A 20,637-nucleotide genomic window follows, 5' to 3' on the forward strand; every position below is an offset into this window, starting at 1 on the left:
CCTCCTGCGCGACGCCCGGTTCCGTGGCATCGTCGACGGCATGCCCGATCGGCACCCGTATGCCCGCCTCCGCAGGCCCGGTCGCACCGGAACAGGCATGATCCCCAATTGGGTGGAAAGCCGATAGAACGTACGCCACCGAGGAGGAGGAACCCGTGACCCGCATCGACAGCGTGCGCGCCGCGACCGGCTCGGCGAAGGACAGCGTCCTGCACGCCGCGGAAGTGGTGGCGCCCTACGCCGACACGGCGAAGGAGAGGGCCGCACACTACGCGCAGGAGGCGCGGGTACGGCTCGCGCCCAAGGTGTCCCAGGCCGCCGAGGAGGCGCGGGTACGGCTCGCGCCGAAGATGTCCCAGGCCGCCGAGCAGGCCCGCGTCCAGTACGACGCCCATCTCGCGCCGCGCCTCGAACAGGCGCGGGCGCATGTCCCGCCGAAGGTCGACCACGCGGCGCACGAGGCGGCGGTCCGTACGCGGATCGCCGCGCGGCAGGCCGCCGAGTACTCGCGTCCCCGCATCGAACACGCCGTGGCCGCGGCGGGGCCCGTCCGCGACGAGGCCGCCGCTCGCGGCGCCGCCGCGCTGGCCGCCCTGCGCGGCCAGGTGACGCCGGCCCAGATCGACCGCCTGGTCCGCGCCAACCGGCGCCGCGCCCGCGCCGGGCGCGCCGTCAAGGGGCTCGCGGTCCTCGGCGTCCTCGCCGGGGGCGCGTACGCCGCCTGGCGCTGGTGGGACCGCCAGGCCAACCCGGACTGGCTGGTCGAACCCCCGGCCGCGACCGAGGTCCCTGCGCCGGGCGCGCTGAAGTCGGTCGACAACACCGGCCTCGATCCCGAGGTCCAGGCGAAGGAGGCCGAGGCGGAGGCCGCGCAGGGCGAGGGGCAGGGGCAGCGGAAGAAGCACGGCTGAGCGAACCGGGCTGTGGGGCGGGTGACGTGATCGCGTCGCCCGCCCCATGGCTGTGTTTCACGTGAAACGGCGCTCCCCGGGGTCACGCCTTCTCCGTGCTCCTGATCAGCTCCCGGTGGGAGTCCTGCATCGCCGCAGGCAGCTCGTCCGGGTCGAACCAGCGGGCCTCCAGGATCTCGAACGGGTCGATCTTCAGCGTGCCGCCGGTGTGCCGGGCCTCGTACGCCACCTCGACGCGGAGCCTGTAGCCGCTGGTCAGCTTGAGGAGGCGGCCCGGTACGACGTCCAGGCCGGTCTCCTCCTTGACCTCCCGGACGACGGTCAGCGGGAACTCCTCGCCCTTGTTCGCGCAGCCGGTCGGCAGGCCCCAGGGGTGTTTCGGGTGCCACAGCCGGTGCTTGAGCAGCAGCACCTGCCCCTCGTCGTTGCGGACGACCCCCGTGACGCCGACCATGAACTTGGCGTGGGCGAGCCAGAGGATCCGCCACTGCCAGGAGCCTCGCACGAGCCGCCACAGGCGGGCGACGAGCCGCTGCACGGGGTGCCGGGCGTCCCGGTTCCCGGTGGCCCCCCTCACTCCTCCCACCCCGAGACCCGCCGGTAGGCCGCGCGCGCGTCCACCACCCGGGCCAGCGCGGTCCCCGCCAGCGCCGCGCCCAGCAGGCAGGCCAGCCAGAGGGCGTCCCGGGAGACCGTCCAGGTCAGCGTCCCGGCGGGCGGGATCGCGAAGCCGTTGAGGAAGAGCCAGCACAGGGCGGCCGTCCCCGGCGCGGCGGTGAAGCGGGCGCACAGGCCGAGGACGGCGGCGAGGACGGAGAGCGCGAGGAGGGCGAGGTGCGGGCGGTCCATGCCGACGGTCGTGTTGAGGACGCCGACCAGGAGGAGCGCGCCGGCGAAGGCGCCCGCCCAGACCAGGGGCGTGGCCACCGGTTGGGGTACGGGCCGTACGCCGCCCGTGCCGAAGTCGCTCCACTCGATCATGCCGACGCTCCTCCTCCGCCCCGCCCGACTCCGCGCGGGGCCCCCGGAATTCTCCCATCCGGCGGTCAGCTCAGCGGCCTGGACGGCCAGTTGAGCAACCTCGCCCCGATGACGGCGGTCTGGAGGGTGTAGCGGTGGGCGGGTTCGGCGGGGTCGACGCCGGTGAGGGTGTGGACGCGTTCGAGGCGGTACGTCAACGCCCGTACGCTCAGCGAGAGTTCGCGCGCGGCAGCGGCGGCGACGCAGCCCGTGTCGAAGTACGCCGTGAGCGTGTCGAGGAGCGGCTGCGCCCCGCCGCGCGCCTGCTCCAGCGGGGCCAGCGTGTGCTGGACGAGATCCAGCAGCGCCTGCCGGTCGCGGGCGAGGACGGGGAAGACGAGGAGATCGGCGGCGCGCAGCAACGGGTCGTCGAATCCCATGCGCTGGGCGACGTCGAGCGCGTTGAGGGACTCCTCGTACGAATGCCCGATGCCCACCGCCCCCGTACGGGTCCGCCCCACGGCGACCTGGCCGGCGCCGCCGGTCGCCGCGTGCACGAGCTTCGCGAAGTGGACGAGGACGTCCTCCTGGTCGCCGGGCGCGACGCACACCATCCGGCCGTCCTTGGTGGTGAACAGGATGCGCCGGTTCTCGAAGCGGGTGAACAACTCGGCGGCCACCTGCCGGGGTACGGGGTCGCTCTCGTCGTACGCCTCGGGCCCGGCCGCGACCGCGACGGCGTGCGCGCGGGAGAGGCGCAGGCCGAACCGTTCGGAGCGGGCGGCGAGTTGGCCCGGGTCGCCGTGGCCGGCGAGGAGGTCGTCGATGAACTCCCGGCGGGCGGCCTCCTCTTTGCGCACGACGAGCCGCTGGGCCCGCTCGTACCCGTCGGAGAACGCGTCGACGGCCTGCTCCAGGACGCCGAGGACGTCGTCGAGGTCGGCGCCGGCCGGCCGGTGCTCCCGGCCCGCGCTCAGGTAGGCCCGCACGAGCGGTCGCCACGCCACCCCGGCCTCCGCCGCGCGCGCCCCCAGCGCCCGCCGCGACTCCAGCTCCTCGCGCGTCAGCCGCCGTCCGGTGGCCCCGGCGTCGGCGAGAATCTCCGCGAACCCCTCGACGAACCCGGCCGTCCCGTCCACCCCGTACGCCTCCCTGCTGGTCGCCTGCCGGGTACGACGCGTGGGGGCGGGTTTCGGATGCGGGATGCCGCGCGTGTGTCGGACGACTCGCTGCCGGGCCGGTGTCGGTCTCGTGCCCTCACCCGCCCGCATGTGCCGCCTCCCTCTGCCGTGTGCCGCCCACGGCCGCCGTACGTGCGAGGGGTTCCGTCCAGCGGGCCGTCAGGGGGCCGAGGAGGACGAGGATCAGGACGTACGCCGTCGCGAGGGGGCCGATCCTCGGTTCCACCCCGACCGCGAGGCCCGCGATGACGATGGAGAACTCGCCGCGTGCGACGAGGACTCCACCGGCCCGCCAGCGCCCGGGGACGGAGATGCCCGCGCGGCGGGCGGCCCAGTAGCCGGTGGCGATCTTCGTACCCGTCGTGACCAGCGCGAGCGCGAGCGCGGGCACCAGGACCGGCGGGATCGCCGAGGGGTCCGTGTGCAGGCCGAAGAAGACGAAGAAGACGGCGGCGAAGAGGTCCCGCAGCGGGGTGATGAGGTTGCCCGCGCCCTCCGCGACCTCCCCCGACAGCGCGATCCCCACGAGGAACGCGCCCACGGCGGCGGACACTTGCAGCTGCTGCGCGACCCCGGCGACCAGCAGCGTCAGGCCGAGGACGACGAGCAGCAGCAGTTCGGCGCTGTCGGAGGCGACCGCGCGGCTGACGAGGCGCCCGTGGCGCAGCGCGACGTACAGCACCGCGCCGACCGTACTCAGCGAGATCAGCAGTGTGAGCGCGCCGCCCGCGAGGCCGACTCCGGCGAGTACGGCCGTGAGGATCGGCAGGTAGACCGCCATCGCGAGGTCCTCAAGGACCAGGATGCCGAGCACGACCGGGGTCTCGCGGTTGCCCAGGCGGCGCAGTTCGCCGAGGACCTTCGCTATGACGCCGGACGACGAGATCCAGGTGACACCGGCGAGGGCGACCGCCGCGACGGGGCCCCAGCCGAGCAGCAGCGCCAGCACGGCGCCCGGCGTCGCGTTGAGCACGAAGTCGACGGCCCCTGACGGGTACTGGGTCTTCAGCGTCGTGACCAGCTCACTCGCGCTGTACTCCAACCCCAGCATGAGCAGCAGCAGGATCACGCCGATCTCGGCGCCGGTCGCGATGAACCCCTCGCTCGCCTCCAGCGGCAGCAGCCCGCCCTGCCCGAAGGCGAGTCCGGCGAGCAGGTAGAGGGGGATCGGCGAGAACCCGATCCGCCCGGCCAGCCGGCCGAGCAGGCCCAGGGCGAGAATGATCGCCCCGAGTTCGATGAGCATGGCGGTCGTGTCGTGCACGGGCGTCTGACCTCCGTCGATTCGGTTCAGGTCGCGGGCGTCTGTGCCGACGCGGGCCGTCCCGGAGCGGGTGCGCGCGTCGTACGTACGTGAAGGCTGTGGGTGTTGTCGGCGGGCCGGGCCGATCTGTACGTCGGCTCGGGCGCGGGCAGCGCTAGAGGCTGCGGCCGGTATCAGGGACGCCGTCGCGGGCGGCGTTGTCCACACGTACGGCACGGATGCCCTGGTACATGGGTACGCCCCCTCTCCCCGACGGTCGTAAGTATTCGGTAAAGAACTTTACCGTATCTCTCCTTGCCGCGCGGCAAGTTCAGCGGGACTCGGCGTCCGCCGATCGGGGGTAATGCGGCGGTCCGCGGCGTGGGGGTTTGGGTGAGGTGGGACTTGTGGGGTAGGGCCGGGTGGCTCTGAGGTCTGAGGAGGTGCTGGATGCGGCAGGGCGGACGACGGATGTTCGGGGCGGCGGTCGCGCTGTGTGCGGCTCTGCTGCCGACGGCTCCCGCGGGGGCTGTCCCGGCTGTGTGCAATACCTCCACCGGGCCCTATCAGCGGCAGCTTGAGCGGCATTTGGGGTTGGTGGTGGATGGGAGGCAGTCGGTGGGGGACTGTCGGGTCATTCGGGGGTTTCAGGCGAGGAATGGGGTGGTGCCGGCGGATGGGTATGCGGGGTTGGGGACGTATCGGATGATGCTGGTGGTCGAGGCGGCGCGGAATCCCAATGCCGGGGGGAAGTGTCCGGTGCGGAAGTATCGGGTGGCTTGTGTTGATCTGACGCGGCAGTTGATGTGGGTGCAGAAGGGGAAGCGGGTGGTTTACCAGCCGGTTCCTGTGCGGTCGGGGCGGGACGGGTATGAGACGCGGGTCGGGTGGCATCGGGTTTATTGGCGGGATCGGGATCATTATTCGAGTCTTTATGATGGGGCTCCTATGCCGTACTCGCAGTTTTTTGACGGGGGGCAGGCGTTTCACGGGACGTATGGGAATCTGTTCGCCGGGGGGTCCCATGGGTGTGTGAATCTGCGGCTTGCGGATGCCCGGCGGTTGTGGGGGGTGCTGAAGTTGAAGGACGCCGTTTTCGTTTATGGCGTCAAGCCGGGGACCGCGCGGAGTGTGCCGTATGTGGCGCCGGTGCCGGCCGGGGATCCCGCGCCGGTGACGGAGGTCGGGCCGCCGCCGAATCCCGATCCGGAATGAGGGGGCGGGTGTGGTGGGCGCAGGTGGTGTGCGTGTGTCTGGTGGTGCTGGCCGGGGCCGGTGAGGCGGGGGCCGCGGCCGGGGTGAGCTGTACGTCGGGGAGGAAGGGGCTCGCGGCGAAGGTGCGGCGGGGGATCGCGGAGGCGTTGGAGGGGCGGCGGGGGACGGTCGCGGTGGCGTTGCACGACCGGGGGAGCCGGACGCGGTGCGCGCTGCGCAGTGCGTACGCGTTCGACGCGGCGAGCGTGGTGAAGGTGACGGTGCTGGGGACGCTGCTGTGGGACGCGCAGAGAAAGGGGCGGGGGCTCACGGAGCGGGAGAAGAAGCTGGCCGCCTCGATGATCACGCGGTCGGGGAATGCGGCGACGAACACGCTGTGGAATCAGCTCGGGGTGGGGAAAGTACGGGGGTTTCTGGCAGCGGCGAGAATGACGCAGACCGAGCCGAATCCATACGGTTACTGGGGGCTCACGCAGATCACGGCGCGGGATCAGCAGAGGCTCACCGGGCTGCTGGTCGAGCAGAACACGGCACTGAACGCGACCTCACGGTCGTACGCGTTGGAATTGATGGGGAAGGTCGTGAAATCGCAGCGGTGGGGGACTGCGAAAGGGGCGCCTGCATCCGTGAAGGTCCATGTGAAGAACGGGTGGCTTCAGCGGGCGAGTCACGGGTGGCGGGTGCACAGCAGCGGGGTGTTCGTCGGGGGCGGGCGGACGTACACCATCACGGTGCTCACGCAGGGGAACGCGAGCATGAAATACGGGGTGACGACGGTCGAGCGGGTCGCTCGGGCCGTGCATTCCGCGCTGGACGGGCCGGGGTAGCGGGGCGGCTCACCGGGCGATGTGCCACCACTGGTCGGCGTACCGCTCGCCGCAGGAGATCTGGGCCGTGGGGCGGTTCGGTTCGGTGCCCTGGGCCATCAGGCATTTCGCGTTGGCCGTGTTGCGGAGCATGAAGTGGCCCGCCCGGTCGCCGGTTCCCCACAGCACCTGCCAGTGGGCGTCCGGGCGGGTGGTGCAGGGGAGTTGGGGGACCGGGGCGGAGTTCTCCGTGCCGGTGGTGGTGAGGCAGCGGTCGCTGTGCGCGTTGCGCAGGGCGCGGGCCTCGCTGTCGTCGTGGCCGGCGGGGAGGGTCCAGGTGCGGTCGGGGGCGGCGGCGCAGGCCGCGAGGACGGGGACGAGGCCGGGCGCGGTGCCGGGGGCGCGGAGGCAGAGGCCGCTGCCGTCGTTCACCAGGCGGCCGGCGAGGGCGCTGTCCGTACGGGGCTGTACGGCTGAACTCGTCGGTGTTGTCGGGGTGTCGGCGGCGCCGCGCGGCTCGCCGGAGCCGCCGCTCAGCAGGACGACCGCGAGGGTCGTACCGAAGACGATGCCGACGACGCAGACCGCGAGGATGGTCATGCGGTTGTCGTGCACGTTGATCTGGAGGTTGCCCGAGCCCTCCTGGACGGCTCCTGGGCCGTGGAAGACGCTGTTCCCGCGCCGCTTCACGGGCGTGGACCGAACCTGTTCACCTGGATGTTGCCGTTGCCGTGCTGGATCGCGGCGTCGCCGAGGAAGAGGTATCCGTTGGCGCCGGTGAACTCTCCGACAAGGGCCTTCAGTTCAGCTTTCAGAGCGGCTCGCTCCGGCGGGGCCAGGTCTTCCAGCAGATCTTCTGTCCGCGTGCGCCAGACCGCGTCCGCGCCTTCGCCCCTCCCTGCCGTCACGTCGTCCGCCGTGCGGTCGAGGCGTTCGCCTTGCGCCGCTTCGCGTTCCGCGTCGCCTCGTCCCAACGTCCTCGCGAGCCGCGCCCTGAACGCCGCCCACGCGTCCGTCCCCGCGGCCTGCGCCACCGCCGTCCCCACGGACGCGGCCAGCGCCAGCGTCGCTTCGTCCAGCATGACGTTGCCCCCTTCGCCGTGGGCGTCAACGGTAGTCCCGTGCGGGGGTGGACGACAGCGGAACGGACGCTGTTCGCGGGGGAGTTCGCCGGGGTTCTGAACTCACCGTCTCCTCAGCCGCAGACCATCGTCCCCCCACGCACCGGCTCGTAGGACCCGAACTCGGGTACCTCGGAGGGGCGTTGGGAAGAGGAGGCCGGGGTGAGCGGGCGGTCTTCGCGGAGGCGGGTGAACACCTCGTCGGCCCGGGAGCGGTCCCACACCAGCGTCGACCCCACGCCGGGAACGTCCTCGAACCCACCGATGGGGACCGTCGCGAACTCGGTGGCGGAGGGGGCGAGCCGGGCGAGGGTCTTCGCCAGGGACACCAACTCGGCGTCTTTGAAGCCCTGGTCGACGGTGACGGACCCGAGCAGGGTACGGCTGAGCCGGAGCAGGTCGACGGGGTTGGCCTGGAGGCGTTTCAACACGCCGACGAGGAAGCGTTGTTGGCGTTGGACGCGGCCGAGGTCGGCGGCGCCGTCGAACTTGCGGGAGCGGACGTACTGGAGGGAGCGCCCGCCGTCGAGACGATGGGTGCCCGGCGTCAACGCCAGTTTCGTGGCGGGGTCGTCGATCCCCCGGGCCGTGCACACGTCGACCCCGCCGACCAGGTTCACGGAGTCCACGAACCGCCGGAAGTCGACCTGGAGGTACCGGTCCACCGGCACTCCGGTCATCTCCTCGACGGTACGGACGGACAGCGCGGCCCCGCCCTCCCGGTACGCGGCGTTGATCTTCGCGTCATGGTCGGGCACCCACTGGCCGGACCCGGCGTCGTGGTGCGCGGGGATGCGCGCGAGGGAGTCGCGGGGCAGGCTCAGGACGCTGACCCGGTCCTGCCGGGCGGAGACGTGGACGAGCATGAGGGTGTCCGTGCAGTGGCACGCCTCCCCGCGAGCGTGGAACTCCCGCAGCTCCTCCCGCGTGAGCGTCCGGTCGTCGATGCCCATGAGCAGGATGGTCATGCCCGGCCCGCCGGCGGGCCGCCCCTCGTCGAACACGGCCACCCGCGAGACGGCCGACGCACCCGCCCCGCCCAGCACCGAGCCGGCGCCCAGCACCGAACCACCGGCCACCGCCGAACCACCACCCAGCAGAGCCCCGCCCACCGCCGAACCACCGCCCAGCAGAGCCCCCGCCAACACGACCCCGCCCAGCACGGCCGTAACCACCCGCCTCATCGCCCGACCCTCCAGCCCCGCCGACGCCGCAGCCACATCGCGAGGCACAGCAGGAGCCCGGACCCGGCCGACACGATCGCGGCCACGCCCCACAGGGGCGACATGCCGCGCCCGCCCCCGGTGTCGGGCAGGTGCCCGTGCCCCTCGAACACGGCGGACGCGTTGCACTCGGCGGCGGTGGACCCGGCGGGGCAGTTGCTGGCCCCGGGCCCGCCCACGACGGGTACGTCGACGACGGTGCCCGGCGGCACAGGGGTCCGCCCGTACGTGACGGAGAAGGTGATCCGGACGGGACGCGAGCAGTCGGCCGGCGCGGTCCCGGTCCAGTTGACGGCCGAACTCCCGTACCGGACGGCACCGTTGGAGGCGGCGGCGTCCCCGTTGTACGTCGCGTACTTGAGGACCTGGGCCAGCCCGGCGGAGGCGGTGGCCCCGGTGTACGGCGCCCCGGTGGCGCTGCACACGGTGACCGTGTAGGTCACCTTGTCCCCGGGCCGGGGCCGCGGATTGTCGGACGTGATCCGCACGTTCAGCTTCCCGGCGGCGGCCCGCACCCGGAAGTCCTCGACCTGTCCGGCGCCGCCGTACCCGTACGGCTGGGGGTCGGCGGGCAGGGCCCGCTGGGCGGGGACGGTCCGCAGATGACCGCCGACGCGGACGAGGGACTCCCCCGCGGGTACGTCGGGACTACGCCCGGCCGGCACCTGGGCGCCGTACAACCTCAGGCGTAGGTACGTAGTACCCGCCTTGGCGAAGGAGGCGTCGGCCCAGTCCAGCACGGTCGACCTGGCCCCGGCGGGAATGGTCCGGAGGATGCGTTCCCCCTGGTCGAACCGCCCGTCGAAGTCGTAGTCGAGCCAGGCGGCGAGCAGCGTGGCCGAACCGGTCGTGTTGGTGAGGTCGACGGTGGTGGAGTACCCCGTACCACCGGTGTACGCGACGGGCAGTACCCGAGGACCACGCCCGCCCTCGTCGAGCCGCGCGCTCCCGGGACGCCCGTCGACGTCCGGGAACGACCCCTTGCCGAGGTACAGCCCGGGCACGATCGCGTGGTACGGCCCACCGGAGGCCGCGAGCGTCCGGTACGAGTCCGGCGCCTCACCCCACTCGTACTGAGGTGTGCCGACGGTCGCCCCGCACCCGGCGGGGTACGTCCCGTCGGCGGTGTTGCCGTAGCACGAGGTGTTGGCGCTCGCGTCGGTCACCTCGTTGACGACCTCGCGGGCACCGGCCGTCGGCACGGCGTTGGCCATGTACGTGTACGTCACGGTCACCGAGGCCCCCGCGGCGACATCCCCGACCCACCGGTACGACAGCCCGGAACCCGGCGTGAGGGTCCCCGAGTCCGCGCTCGGCGCCTTCACCGCCCGCGTGTTGAGCAGCCCGGCCCCCTGCACGATCCGGTCCGTGAAGGTCGCCCCGGGATAGTCGGCGGCACTGTCGTTCGTGACGACGACCTTGAAGTTCAGCAGATCACCGGGCAGCACCTCGGCGACGTCGACGCTCTTCACGATCTTCAGCCGAGGTACGACGCCACTGGTGCCGCTGCCGGTGGAGCAGGCCGCATTCCCGGACCCGGCAGGGCAGTTGGTGCCGGGCACCCCGGAGACGACCGTGTTCGTGAGCTTCCCGTCGCCCCGGTCCTCGGTGTCGACGGTCACCGAGTACGTGATGGTGACGGTCTCACCGCCGGGCACGTCGCCGGACCACTTCAGCACGGGCGCGGCGTACGACACCGAACCGGCCGACGCCGCCGCGTCACCCCCGTACACCGCGTCGTCCAGGACCCCGCTCAGGTCGTCGGTCCAGGACGCGTCCGGGTAGTCGGACGTCGTCGGGTTCGACACGGTCACCTGGTACTCGACCTTGGCGCCCGGCAACACCACAGGTGTCGTACGGGACTTGGTGAACCTCAGCGTCGGGATGGGGCTGGAGGTCGTGGAGCAGCCGGAGTTGGCCGCGACAGAGCAGTTGTTGCCCGGCGAGGTGGAGGTGACGGTGTTGGCGAGGACGCCGTCGCCGAGCTGGGCCGGGTCGGACTTGGTCCTGACCGTGTAGGTGACGGTGGCCGTCCCGCCGACGGGGATGTCACCGGTCCACTTCAGCACGGGCGACGCGTACGACACCGAGCCGGAAGACGCCGCCGCGTCACCCTCGTACACCGCGTCGTCCAGGACGCCGCTCAGGTCGTCGGACCAGACCGCGTCCGGGTAGGCGACGGAACCCGTGTTGTGGACGGTCACCGTGTACGTGACGTCCTGCCCCGGGAGGGGGTGGTTCGTCGAGGCGGTCTTGGTGACGGAGAACTGGGGGACGCCGAGGGTGGCGGAGCAGTCCGAATTCGTCGTGCCGGTGGGGCAGTTGGTGTCGGACGTCGACGTGACCGTGTTCTTCAGGGGTTCGGTGGACGTCGTCGTGGCGTTGAGGGTGACCGAGTACGTCGTGGTGACGGTCTCCCCGACGGGCACGTCACCGGTCCAAGTGAGCGTCTCGGCCGCGTAGTTCACCGAGCCGGAGGAGGCCGCCGCGTCGCCCCCGTACACCGCGTCGGACAGCAGCGCGCTGAGGTCGTCGGACCAGGACGCCCCGGTGTAGACGGCCGTTCCGGTGTTCTGCGCGGTGATCGTGTAGGTCACCTTCGACCCCGGCGACGCGGTGCCCGAGCTGACCGCCTTCCTCAACTTCAGCTGGGGGATGCCGTCTCCGGGCTTGTCGCCGGTCGAGCAGGACGCATCCTGTTTGCCCGCCCGGCAGTTGGAGCCGGCGGGGCCGGTGACGGAGTTCGCGAGCTTGCCGTCGCCCTTGAGCGGGTTGTCGACGGTGACGGAGTAGGTGACGGTGGCCGACGCGCCCGCTTCCAGGTCGCCGGTCCACTTCACGACGGGCGAGGCGTACGACACCGCACCCGCCGACGCCGCCGCGTCGTCGCCGTACGCCGCGTCGTCCAGCACGTCGCTGAGGTCGTCCGACCAGGAGGCGCCCGCGTAGGCGGCCGTGCCCGTGTTCGTGACGGTCACCGTGTACGTGACCTTCGTGCCCGGCGTGGGGCGGTTGCTGGAGGCCGTCTTGGCGATCTCCAGGGCGGGGATTCCGGCGGGGGGCGGTGCGCAGGCCGGGTCGGTGGAGCCGGGTGCGCAGTTCGAACCGGGCGGGCCCACCACGGAGTTGGTGAGGCGCTGATCGCCGGTGTCGGGGTCCTTGAGGGTGACCGTGTAGGTGATGGTCGCCTTGGCCTTCGCGGCGAGGTCGCCGGTCCACTTCACGACGGGCGCCGTGTACGACACCGAACCGGAGGTGGCCGAGGCGTCGCCGTAGACGGCGTCGTCGAGGACGCCGGTCAGGTCGTCGGTGAACGTGGCGTCCGGGTAGGGGCCGGTGCCGGTGTTCTCGACGGTCACCGTGTACGTCATCTCGCCGCCGGGCAGGGCGACTTGGGGGCTGTACGTCTTGGCGATCCGCAGGGCGCCGATGCCGCTGGAGGTCGAGCAGTCGGCGTCCGCCGAACCGGCCTCGCAGTTGGAGCCCTGGGGGCCGGTGAGGGCGTTCTTCAGGGTGCCGTCGCCGCTCACCGGGTAGGCGACGGTGACGGAGTAGGTGATGGTCGCGGAGGCGCCCGCCGCGAGGTCGCCGGTCCAAGTGAGCTTGGGTGCCGTGTAGTTCACCGCGCCGGAGGAGGCCGTCGCGTCGTTCCCGTACACCGCGTCGTCCAGGACCCCGCTCAGGTCGTCCGACCACACCGCGCCCTGGTAGGCGGCCGTGCCCGTGTTCTGGACGGTGACCGTGTACGTGGTCCTGCCGCCCGCGACCGGGGCGGCCGGCGAGGACTTCTTCGTGAGGTGCAGTTCGGGCAGGCCGTCGATGGCCGCCGAGCAGCGGTTGTCGGCCGAACCCTTCTTGCAGTTCGAACCGGCCGGTCCGGTAACGGCGTTGACGATGGTGTCGTTGCCCGTCCTCGGGTTGTTGAGCTTGAGCGCGTAGGTGACGGTCTCGGTGGCGCCCGCCGCCACCGTGCCGGTCCAGGTCAGCTTCGGGGCCGCGTACGCCACCGAACCGGCCGTCGCCGTCGTGTCGTCGAGCCAGGTCGCGCTGTCGAGGACGTCGGAGAGGTCGTCCGTGAAGGCGGCCCCGGGGTAGGCGGCCGTGCCCGTGTTCTGGACGGTGACCGTGTAGGTGATCGTGTCGCCGGGGAGGGGGGTGCCCGGGGAGACGGTCTTGGTGAGGGTCAGGGACGGGATGCCGTACGGGCCCGCCGTGCACGCCGAATCCGTGGAACCGGCGCCGCAGTTGGCGCCCGGCGAGGTCGAGACCAGGGTGTTCTTCAGGGTCCGGTCGCCGGTGTCGGGGTCGTCGAGGGTGATGGTGTAGGTGGTGGTCGCGGACGCGCCCGCCGCGAGGTCGCCGGTCCAGCTCAGCGTGGGTGCCGCGTAGTCGACGGTCCCGGAAGTCGCCGCCGCGTCACCCCCGTACGCCGCGTCGTCGAGCACCCCGCTCAGGTCGTCCGACCAGGTGGCGCCCGGGTAGGCGGCCGTGCCCGTGTTGGTGACGGTGACGGTGTACGTCACCTTGTCGCCGGGCTTGGGTGCCGTGTTGGACGAGGTCTTCTTCATGGTCAGCTCGCGTACGGTGACCGGCGTCCGGTCGCCGCACTCGGAATTCGCCGTCCCCTGGGGGCAGTTGGTGTCCGTGGTCGACACGACCTTGTTGACCAGCCGCTTGTTGCCGGAGAGCGGGTTGGCGAGCTGCACGGAGTAGGTGGTGGTCGCCTTGTCGCCGGGGTCGAGGTCGCCGGTCCAGGTGAGCTTCGGCGCGGCGTACGCGACGCTCCCCGAGGTGGCCGAGGCGTCCCCGCTGTACGTCCCGTCGTCGATCAGGTCGGACAGGTCGTCGGACCAGGTCGCCCCGGTGTAGACGGCGGCCCCGGTGTTCTCCGCGACGACCGTGTACGTCACCGTCTGCCCCGCCGCCGGGTCGGCCGGCGTCGACGTCTTGGTCAGCTTGAGCTGGGCGACGGAACTGGTCGTCGTACAGGGATCGCAGCTCGAACCGGCGGGCCCGGTCACGGAGTTGGTGAGCTTCTTGTCCCCGGTGTCGGGGTTGTCCACGGTCACGGAGTAGGTGATCGTCGCGGTCGCCCCCGCCGCCAGATCGCCGGTCCACTTCACGACCGGCGCCGCGTACGACACCGAACCGGCCGACGCCGCCGCGTCACCCCCGTACACCGCGTCGTCCAGGACCCCGCTCAGGTCGTCCGTCCAGGAAGCCCCCGTATAGGTGGCCGTCCCCGGGTTCCGGACGGTCACCGTGTACGTGACCTTCTGCCCCGGACGCACCGCCCCGCCCGCGTCGCCGGCCTTGCTGATCGCGAGCCGGGGGATGCCGCCCCCGTTGTCGTCGGAGCAGGCCGGATCCGTGGACCCGGTGGCGCAGTTGGTGCCCGGTGCCGAGACCACGTTGTTCAGCACCTGGTTCCCGCCGGGCGGGTTCCCCACGGTCACCTGGTACGTCACGCGTACGGTCGCCCCCGCCGCGACGGCCCCGGTCCACGTCAGCTTCTTGGTGCCGGGGTCGTAACTCCCCGTGCCACCGGCCGGAGTCGACGTGATCGACCCCGCCACGAACGTCGCATCGTCCACCACGTCGCTCAGGTCGTCGACGTACGTGAACGAACTCGCGTCCCCGGTACCGCTGTTCTTCAGCGTGATGGTGTACGTCACCGTCTGCCCGGCCTTGGCAGGAGCGGGCGCCGAGGTCTTGGCCACCTGCACGCTGGGCCCGTCGGTCACGACCGTCGACGTGCACGAGGGCGAACACCCGGAGTCCGTTGTCCCCGAACCGGGCGTCACCGTCGCCGAGTTGGTCTGGTTCCCGGACGTGGAGGCGGGCACCGTCCCGCTGATGGTGTACGTGACCGTGCCGCCCGGCGCGACGGTCGGCCGGTCGGAGATGTTCCCGCTCCCGGACGCGGCACCGCACGAACTCCCGTTGGTGGCGGCGCAGTTCCATCCGAAGCCGGAGAACCCGGCGGGCAGGGTGTCCGTCACGGTCGGCAGCGCGGTCGACGGCCCCGCGTTGTTCACGGTCACCGTGTAGGAGAACATCTCACCGGGCTGGTACGAGGTCGAGGACCCGGTCTTGGACACCGTCAGCCCCGTCTTGGGCGCCGTGACCTGCGGGGACGCGGGCGGGGACGTGTTGTTGCCCGGCGTCTGGTCGGGCGTGGTCGAGGTCGAGGTGGCCGTGTTGGCGATGTCGGACCCGTTGCCGGTGTAGGTGGACGCGAGCCGGACGGTGATCGTGAACGTCTGGCTCGCGCCGTTCGCGAGCGACGCGATCTGCGGGCAGGTGACGTTCTGGCCGGAGGCGGTGCAGCCGGACGCCGAGGAGACGAAGGCCAGTTGGGCCGGGAGCGTGTCCGTGACGGCGACCGCAGCCGCAGCCGACGGCCCGTTGTTCGTGACCTTCAGGTCGTACTGGAACGTCTCCCCCGGCGCGATCGGCGTCCCCGTGGCGGTCTTCGTCGTCGCCACGTCGGCGGCGATCGGCGTCACGGTCGCGGACGCGCAGTTCCCCGAACACGGCGTCGGATCGGTCGAATCGGACGTCGCCTGCGTGACGGTGTTGGTCCGAGCCGTCGTACTGGTCACCTCGGCTGTGATCCTCAGCGTGGCGCTCTTGCCCGCCGCGATGGTCCCGGGCCGCCAAACTCCCCCGGAATAGGCCCCGTTGGAGTCGTCGCTCACATAGGTGAGCCCGCTCGGCAGCTGATCGGTGACCTGTACGTTCGCCGCGTCGCTGGGCCCGTTGTTGGTGACGGTGACCGTGAAGACGGTGTTCTCGCCGTAGTTGACGTTCGTCGGGCTCGCGGTCTTGGTGACGGCCAGATCGCTGACCCCGCCGGTCGTCCGCACCACCACGTCAGCCGTGTTGTTGCTGGCCACGTTGTCGTTGGGCCCGCTGACGACGATCCCGCCGGTCTGGGTCAGCGTGCTGTTGGGCGGCGCGCTCGGCGAGACGAGCACGCCGATCGGCAGGTTCTGCGAGGACCCGGCGGTGAGCGTGGCGACCGTACAAGTGACCACCGTGCCAGCCGAGTTGGCCGTGCACCCCGGTGGCTGCGTCCCCGATGCCGTCACCCCTGTCGGCAGCGTGACCGTCACCGTGACGTTCCCGGCCGCGTCGGCGGGTCCGTTGTTCTTCACGACGACCGGGATCGTCGTCGCCTGTCCCGGCGCGACCGTCCCGCCCGGCCCGCTCGGCGTCACGTCGTAGTCGGACTGCGGGACGATCGGCGGCGGCCCTGAAGTCGCCGTGTTGTTCGAGGAGTTGGGGTCGGGCGTGTCGGAGACGGTGGTCGCCGTGTTCCCGATGTCGGAGCCGTTCCCCTTGTACGAGGAGGCGAGCTTGACGGTGATCGTCCAGGACTGGCCGGCACCCGGCGCGAGCGAGGCGGCGGGGCCGCAGGTGACGCTCTGCCCGGACGCCGTGCAGCCCGAACCGGACTGGAACGTCACGTTGTCGGGCAGCGTGTCGGTCATGCGGACGTTCGTCGCCGTGGACGGCCCGTTGTTCGTGGTCGTCAGCGTGTACGTGTACGTCTGGCCCGGCGACACGTTCGCCGTGCTCGCCGTCTTCGTCGCGGCGAGGTCGGCGCGGGGTGCGGCCGGGGTCGTCGCCGTCGCGGAGCAACTCGCCCCGCAGGTCGTGTCGTTGACGCCGGGCGGCGGGGTGACGGTCGCCGTGTTGGTGAGGGCGGCGGTCGCGGAGGGCGAGGTGGTGCCGGTGACCGTGTAGGTGGCCGTGCCGTTCGCCGCGAGGGTCGCCGTCGTGTTCAGGGCGTTGCCGGTGCCCGAACTCGCCCCGCAGGAGCTGCCGTTGGACGCCGTGCAGGTCCAGGTGGTGCCGGTCAGGCCGGCCGGGACCGTATCCGTGATCCGCGCGTTCGTCGCCGGGGCCGGGCCCGCGTTGGCGACGGTGACCGTGTAGGTGACGGGGTTGCCGGGGACGTACGGATTCGGTGAGGCCGTCTTCGTCACGCTCAGCTTGGTCTGCGTCACCCACTGGATGACGACGGCGCCGTTGCCGCCGCTCCTGGAGTCGCCGCCGCCCGCCCCGACGCCCGCCGGGTACTGCGCCGAGCCGGTACCGGCCGCCGCGCCGCCCGTGTTGTTCGCGGTCGGGCTGGAGCCGTTGGTCGTCGAGGCGCCCGTGACCCCCGCGCCACCGATGTAGCCGGAACCGCCGCCACCAGGGCCGTTGTACGCGGTCCTGGGGCCCATCAGCTGGCAGGAGCCGCCGCCACCGCCGAAGTAGCCGCCGCCACCACCGCCGCCGCCCTCGCCGTCCCGGCCGGTGACCGCGCTGAAGCCGTTGCCGCCGTACCACTGCCGGCCGGCCGTGTTCACGGTGGCCGCGCACTGCGAGGCGCCGGTGCCGTTCGTGGCCGCCGTGCCGCCCGCGCTCTGCGTGCCGCCCTGGCCGGACAGCGCGGGCTGGCCGTCGCCGCCGCCGTTCGTGCCGCCGCCCGCGCCGGGGCGGGGGTTGCCGGTGTCCGCGCCCGGGGAGGCGCCGCCGCCACCGCCCGCGATCAGCAAGGGAGTTGAGAAGCTCGCGCCGTTCCACAGCGCCGACATGCCGCCGCCGCTGGCGCCGATCGCGCCCGCCGTCTGCGTCCAGCCGCCCGCGCCGCCGCCGCCGTACATCAGCGCGTACGCGTTGACCTGGCCGCCCTGGCCCGCCATCACCGTCAGCGACTGGCCCGGGGTCACCGCGAGCGTGCCGGTCGTGTAGCCGCCGCCCGCGCCGCCGACCTGGCCGGTGTAGTACGCCGCGTTGTCGCCGCCGCCGCCCGCGCCCCACAGCTGGACGTTCAGGCTGCTGACGCCGGGGGGAACGGAGAAGGTCTGGTCGGCGCCGGTGTAGCTGAAGAGGGTGCAGTTCGTGTAGGCGGGGGAGGGGGTGCAGGGGGAGGCTCGGCGGGGGGTGGTTACGCGGGGGGCGTGGGGGGCGGGGAGGGGCGCTTTGCCGACGGGCTTGTCGCCGGGCTGCTTTGAAGGGGCGTCCGGCTCAACGGCTTTGTCGCCGGGCTTTGTTGAAGGGGCGTCCTGATCAACTGTCTCGTCGCCGGGTTCGTCCCGCAGCGAGCCGAACGGGCCCGCCAGGACGAGTCCGTCCGGGGCGCCCTCCGACACGGTCAGCTCGATCGTCCGCACCGGCCGCGTGAACACCAGGTCGGCGCCGTGTTCCCGGCGGTCGAACCGGTTGTCGCGCCGGGCGCCCTCCGCGAACACGCCGTCCGCGCCGTCGCCGAGCACGCTGACCCAGGCGGGCCGGGCTTCGGGAAGGGCGAGGGTGACGGTGTAGGGCCGGCCGCGCGGCGCGGCGGGCAGCTCGATGCCCCGCGCACCGTCCCGCCCGGCGACCTCCCGGGACAGCTCGACCGTCCGCCAACTCGGGCTGGGCGAGGGGGCCTTGGCGTCGTCCGGTGCGGCGGGCGGCGCGGGGTCGGCGGGGGAGTCCGGCGCGACCGACGCGGCCGGTTCCCGCAGCCCGCCGGGCTCCGCCGTGCGGGGCTGCTCCGCCGTACGGGAATCAGGCGCCGTACGAGGCCGAGCCCCCCGTACCTCGTCCGCACGCCCCTCGTCCACATGCCCCTCGTCCGCACGTTTCTCCGCCGCCCCCTCCCCCGGCGTGAACGTCACCCGGTACCCGCCCTCACCACTCAGCGAGTCCCCCAGCGCCCCCGACCCGCCCGGCCAGTCCACCAGCAGTCGCGCGCCCCCGCCGCCCAGAGCGTCCCGTACCCCCGCCGGTTCTCCCAGCGCGGGCGCGGCCCCGATCCCGAGAAACAGGACGACGAGAGCCGCGAGGGTGCGGCCCGGCCAGCGGGTGGTCTTCTCGTACATCGGGTTCCCTGCCTGTGGTCATATGACGGCACGTCAGCAGAAGGTGTATGCACAGAATCTGATCACATTGATCATGTACGTCCGATTAATCCCCCGTCCGGCCTCAGCGGCCCCCGTGTCGCACCCCCCGCCCCCACCCCCGGGTCTTGACTCCGACCATGCCGACCCCCCTCCGCACCCTGGCCCGCCTGACCCCCCTCCTCCTCGCGGCGACGGCCTGCACCCCGGCGCTCCACGAGCCCCGCTCCGACGCGAAGCCCCTCACCGCCGTCCCCTTCGAGCAGGCGCTCGGCGCGGACTGGCACCTGACGTACCGCGACATGCCGGGCACCGACCGCCGCATGGGAACCGGCGCCGGGCAGAAGTCCCTGCGCATCGGCGTGGTGGAGACGAAGTCGACCACCGACACCCTCACCTCCCTCGCCTGCCAGGCCTTCGGCAAGGACGTAGGCGAGGCCACCCGCTTCCTCCTCTCCTGCGCGAAAGCCGCGACGAACGCCCCGAAACCCGTCCTCACCTGGCTCACCACCCACATCGACCGCCCCAGCACCGGCCCGGGCCACACCACCACGCACAACGCCCTCGACTACCACCTCGGCGTCAACCGCACCCAGGCGGTACGGGTCCTGTACATCAGCCGGGCCGCCGGAAAGCGGTGACGGTGATCTTGGCTCCGCAAAGCGAGGAACACTCCACACGATCCGCTCGATGCAGATCGCCACGCTCACGCTGGGGAGTCACCCCCGGGTGACGTCCGACGTGTGTCTCGACTTCCCGGCCGACGAGTACTCCGCCCCCGACCTCGCGATCCTCCGTGAAGACGCCCAGCGGAACGGCAAGCGCTTCGGCTTCGAGGACGTCCTCCTGGTCGTCGACCCGTACGCCCGCGAGGTGCTCGTCCACACGAGCCCCACCGGCGACGGCTACATCACGACGCACACCCACAAGTACGGCACCGGCAAGCTGCCCGTCCCGGAGGCGTGAGGCCCCCACAGCTCCTCCGCCGCCCGCCCGCCGCCCGCGCGCGGCCCCTCCACTCCTCCCGGCGTCCTGAGGACGATCTCGAAGATGCAGCCCATGCACACCCTCGGCCGGACAGCCGCGACACACCAGGACAGGCCGAGGGAGTGGACGCCGGTTCCGAGGAGGTCACCCGGCGTCCAGGGCCGCTGCGTCCCTGTCGTCGTGCGGGTGGAGAGGCCCCGCTTCAGGCGCCCATCGGGAACTCCGTGAACGGTGCTCCCGGGTACGTGTACGGGTAGTCGATGCCCAGGGAGGCCAGCTCGGCGGCGTGCAGTCGTTCTCGCTGGCGGCGGCGTTCCTCCTGCCACCACGCCGCTTCCGCTTCGGCCTGGGCCAGGGCCTGGCGGCGGAAGATCTCGGCGGCTTCGGCCTTGGAGGGGCTGGTCCAGGGGCGTGACCAGGGGCTTTCGGGGATGACGGGGGTCGGGGGCGCGGTGGCGGTGAAGTGGTCCGCGCTGTGTCGTCCGGGACGACGGCGGGGGATGAGGATGCGGAGGGCGCTCAGAAGGGCGCGCACGATAAAATCGCGCATAGGTCGATCAGCTCCTTACAAGCTGGTTCGGCTCAGCCCCGTCGGATCGTTGATGGCGATCCCTCGGGGCGCTTTTTGTTGTGTGGTGACAGACCGTAGGGCCAAGTCACGCAAGCGGAAAACTGACTTCCGAGTATTCACTCGTTCGGGTGAATTTCCCCGTAGTACCTGAGAGCTACAGCGGCCCGGGAAGTCCCCATTTCTCCGGGTTCTCGATCAGGTCCTGGAGGAGCGCGTCGGAGGTCGGGTCGGTCACGTCCCACGCGTGGACGAGGGGATGCCCGTCGTACAGCCCGCACGCGTCGCCGTCCGGATGCGCGGCCGGGCACCACCGCAGCACGGTGAACCTGAACTCTTCCTCCCCCCACAGGAACCACTGCCCCTCGTCGAGCGCGAACCCGTCCCAGAGGAAGTCCGCGTGGTCCCCGTCGTGCCCCTCCGCGAGCTCGCAGCAGACGTACCCGTCCGCGAACTCGGCGTGGTCGTACGGCTCTTCGCGGTTGGCCTTGAGCAAGGCCAGCACGTCCCGCACAGGCAGAAGCTTCACGGCGGTGCACTG

At 72.0% G+C, this 20,637-nt stretch carries 14 protein-coding genes and 1 pseudogene; 5 read left to right on the top strand and 10 right to left on the bottom strand.

The genetic code is table 11. The features are described from left to right. Positions 1 to 155 precede the first annotated feature (155 nt). Positions 156 to 911 carry a DUF5324 family protein gene (locus PV682_RS40135; RefSeq protein WP_319737351.1) on the top strand — a complete coding sequence of 252 codons (756 nt, stop codon included), beginning with the start codon at positions 156 to 158 and terminating at the stop codon, positions 909 to 911. Between the two features lie 82 nt (positions 912 to 993). On the opposite strand, the gene PV682_RS40140 is transcribed toward PV682_RS40135, so the two are convergent. From PV682_RS40140 to PV682_RS40155, 4 genes are all read right to left on the bottom strand, one after another. Then, the gene (locus tag PV682_RS40140) at positions 994 to 1,449 is read right to left on the bottom strand and encodes an NUDIX domain-containing protein (protein WP_319737398.1); all 456 of its coding nucleotides are present in this window, start codon (positions 1,447 to 1,449) and stop codon (positions 994 to 996) included. A gap of 35 nt (positions 1,450 to 1,484) precedes the next feature. Further along, positions 1,485 to 1,892, bottom strand: coding sequence for a hypothetical protein (locus PV682_RS40145; RefSeq protein ID WP_319737353.1), 408 nt, complete (start codon positions 1,890 to 1,892; stop codon positions 1,485 to 1,487). A 65-nt stretch (positions 1,893 to 1,957) separates the two neighbouring features. Next, positions 1,958 to 3,142, bottom strand: coding sequence for a PucR family transcriptional regulator (locus tag PV682_RS40150; RefSeq protein WP_319737356.1), 1,185 nt, complete (start codon positions 3,140 to 3,142; stop codon positions 1,958 to 1,960). Further along, positions 3,129 to 4,316, bottom strand: coding sequence for a cation:proton antiporter (locus PV682_RS40155; protein WP_319737358.1), 1,188 nt, complete (start codon positions 4,314 to 4,316; stop codon positions 3,129 to 3,131). Before PV682_RS40155 ends, PV682_RS40150 begins: the two co-directional genes overlap by 14 nt. A 429-nt stretch (positions 4,317 to 4,745) precedes the next feature. Here PV682_RS40155 and PV682_RS40160 point away from each other — a divergent pair. Further along, positions 4,746 to 5,420 (top strand): annotated as a pseudogene (locus PV682_RS40160) (L,D-transpeptidase); the annotation flags it as partial. 98 nt (positions 5,421 to 5,518) lie between these two features. Then, positions 5,519 to 6,337, top strand: a complete 819-nt coding sequence (locus tag PV682_RS40165; RefSeq protein ID WP_319737359.1) for a serine hydrolase — start codon at positions 5,519 to 5,521, stop codon at positions 6,335 to 6,337. Between the two features lie 9 nt (positions 6,338 to 6,346). Here PV682_RS40165 and PV682_RS40170 read toward each other — a convergent pair whose 3' ends face one another. The 4 genes from PV682_RS40170 to PV682_RS40185 all read right to left on the bottom strand — a co-directional run bounded on the left by PV682_RS40170 (position 6,347) and on the right by PV682_RS40185 (position 18,523). Further along, complete coding sequence (locus tag PV682_RS40170) at positions 6,347 to 7,006, bottom strand: RICIN domain-containing protein (protein ID WP_319737361.1); 660 nt, start codon at positions 7,004 to 7,006, stop codon at positions 6,347 to 6,349. Next, entirely contained in the window at positions 7,003 to 7,398 is a 396-nt protein-coding gene (locus PV682_RS40175; RefSeq protein WP_319737363.1) for a hypothetical protein, read from the bottom strand. The genes PV682_RS40170 and PV682_RS40175 overlap by 4 nt, the downstream gene beginning before the upstream one ends. 113 nt (positions 7,399 to 7,511) lie before the next feature. Continuing rightward, complete coding sequence (locus PV682_RS40180) at positions 7,512 to 8,621, bottom strand: LCP family protein (RefSeq protein ID WP_319737365.1); 1,110 nt, start codon at positions 8,619 to 8,621, stop codon at positions 7,512 to 7,514. Beyond that, the gene (locus tag PV682_RS40185) at positions 8,618 to 18,523 is read right to left on the bottom strand and encodes a DUF7927 domain-containing protein (protein ID WP_319737367.1); all 9,906 of its coding nucleotides are present in this window, start codon (positions 18,521 to 18,523) and stop codon (positions 8,618 to 8,620) included. The genes PV682_RS40180 and PV682_RS40185 overlap by 4 nt, the downstream gene beginning before the upstream one ends. Before the next feature lie 158 nt (positions 18,524 to 18,681). Here PV682_RS40185 and PV682_RS40190 point away from each other — a divergent pair, with 158 nt between their 5' ends. Together PV682_RS40190 and PV682_RS40195 are read left to right on the top strand one after the other, a co-directional pair. Beyond that, the gene (locus PV682_RS40190; protein ID WP_319737369.1) at positions 18,682 to 19,182 is read left to right on the top strand and encodes a hypothetical protein; all 501 of its coding nucleotides are present in this window, start codon (positions 18,682 to 18,684) and stop codon (positions 19,180 to 19,182) included. 49 nt (positions 19,183 to 19,231) lie between these two features. Next, on the top strand, positions 19,232 to 19,507 hold the full coding sequence (locus tag PV682_RS40195) for a hypothetical protein (protein ID WP_319737371.1): 276 nt from the start codon (positions 19,232 to 19,234) through the stop codon (positions 19,505 to 19,507). A 223-nt stretch (positions 19,508 to 19,730) separates the two neighbouring features. Here the strand turns inward: PV682_RS40195 and PV682_RS40200 are convergent, their stop codons facing one another. Continuing rightward, positions 19,731 to 20,078 (bottom strand): hypothetical protein, encoded by a 348-nt coding sequence (locus tag PV682_RS40200; protein WP_319737373.1) that lies wholly within the window; start codon positions 20,076 to 20,078, stop codon positions 19,731 to 19,733. A gap of 175 nt (positions 20,079 to 20,253) precedes the next feature. Continuing rightward, complete coding sequence (locus tag PV682_RS40205; protein WP_319737375.1) at positions 20,254 to 20,625, bottom strand: hypothetical protein; 372 nt, start codon at positions 20,623 to 20,625, stop codon at positions 20,254 to 20,256. Between the last annotated feature and the right edge of the window lie 12 nt (positions 20,626 to 20,637).

The sequence above is a fragment of the Streptomyces niveiscabiei genome (assembly GCF_033794345.1).
GTDB classification, from domain to species: domain Bacteria; phylum Actinomycetota; class Actinomycetes; order Streptomycetales; family Streptomycetaceae; genus Streptomyces; species Streptomyces niveiscabiei.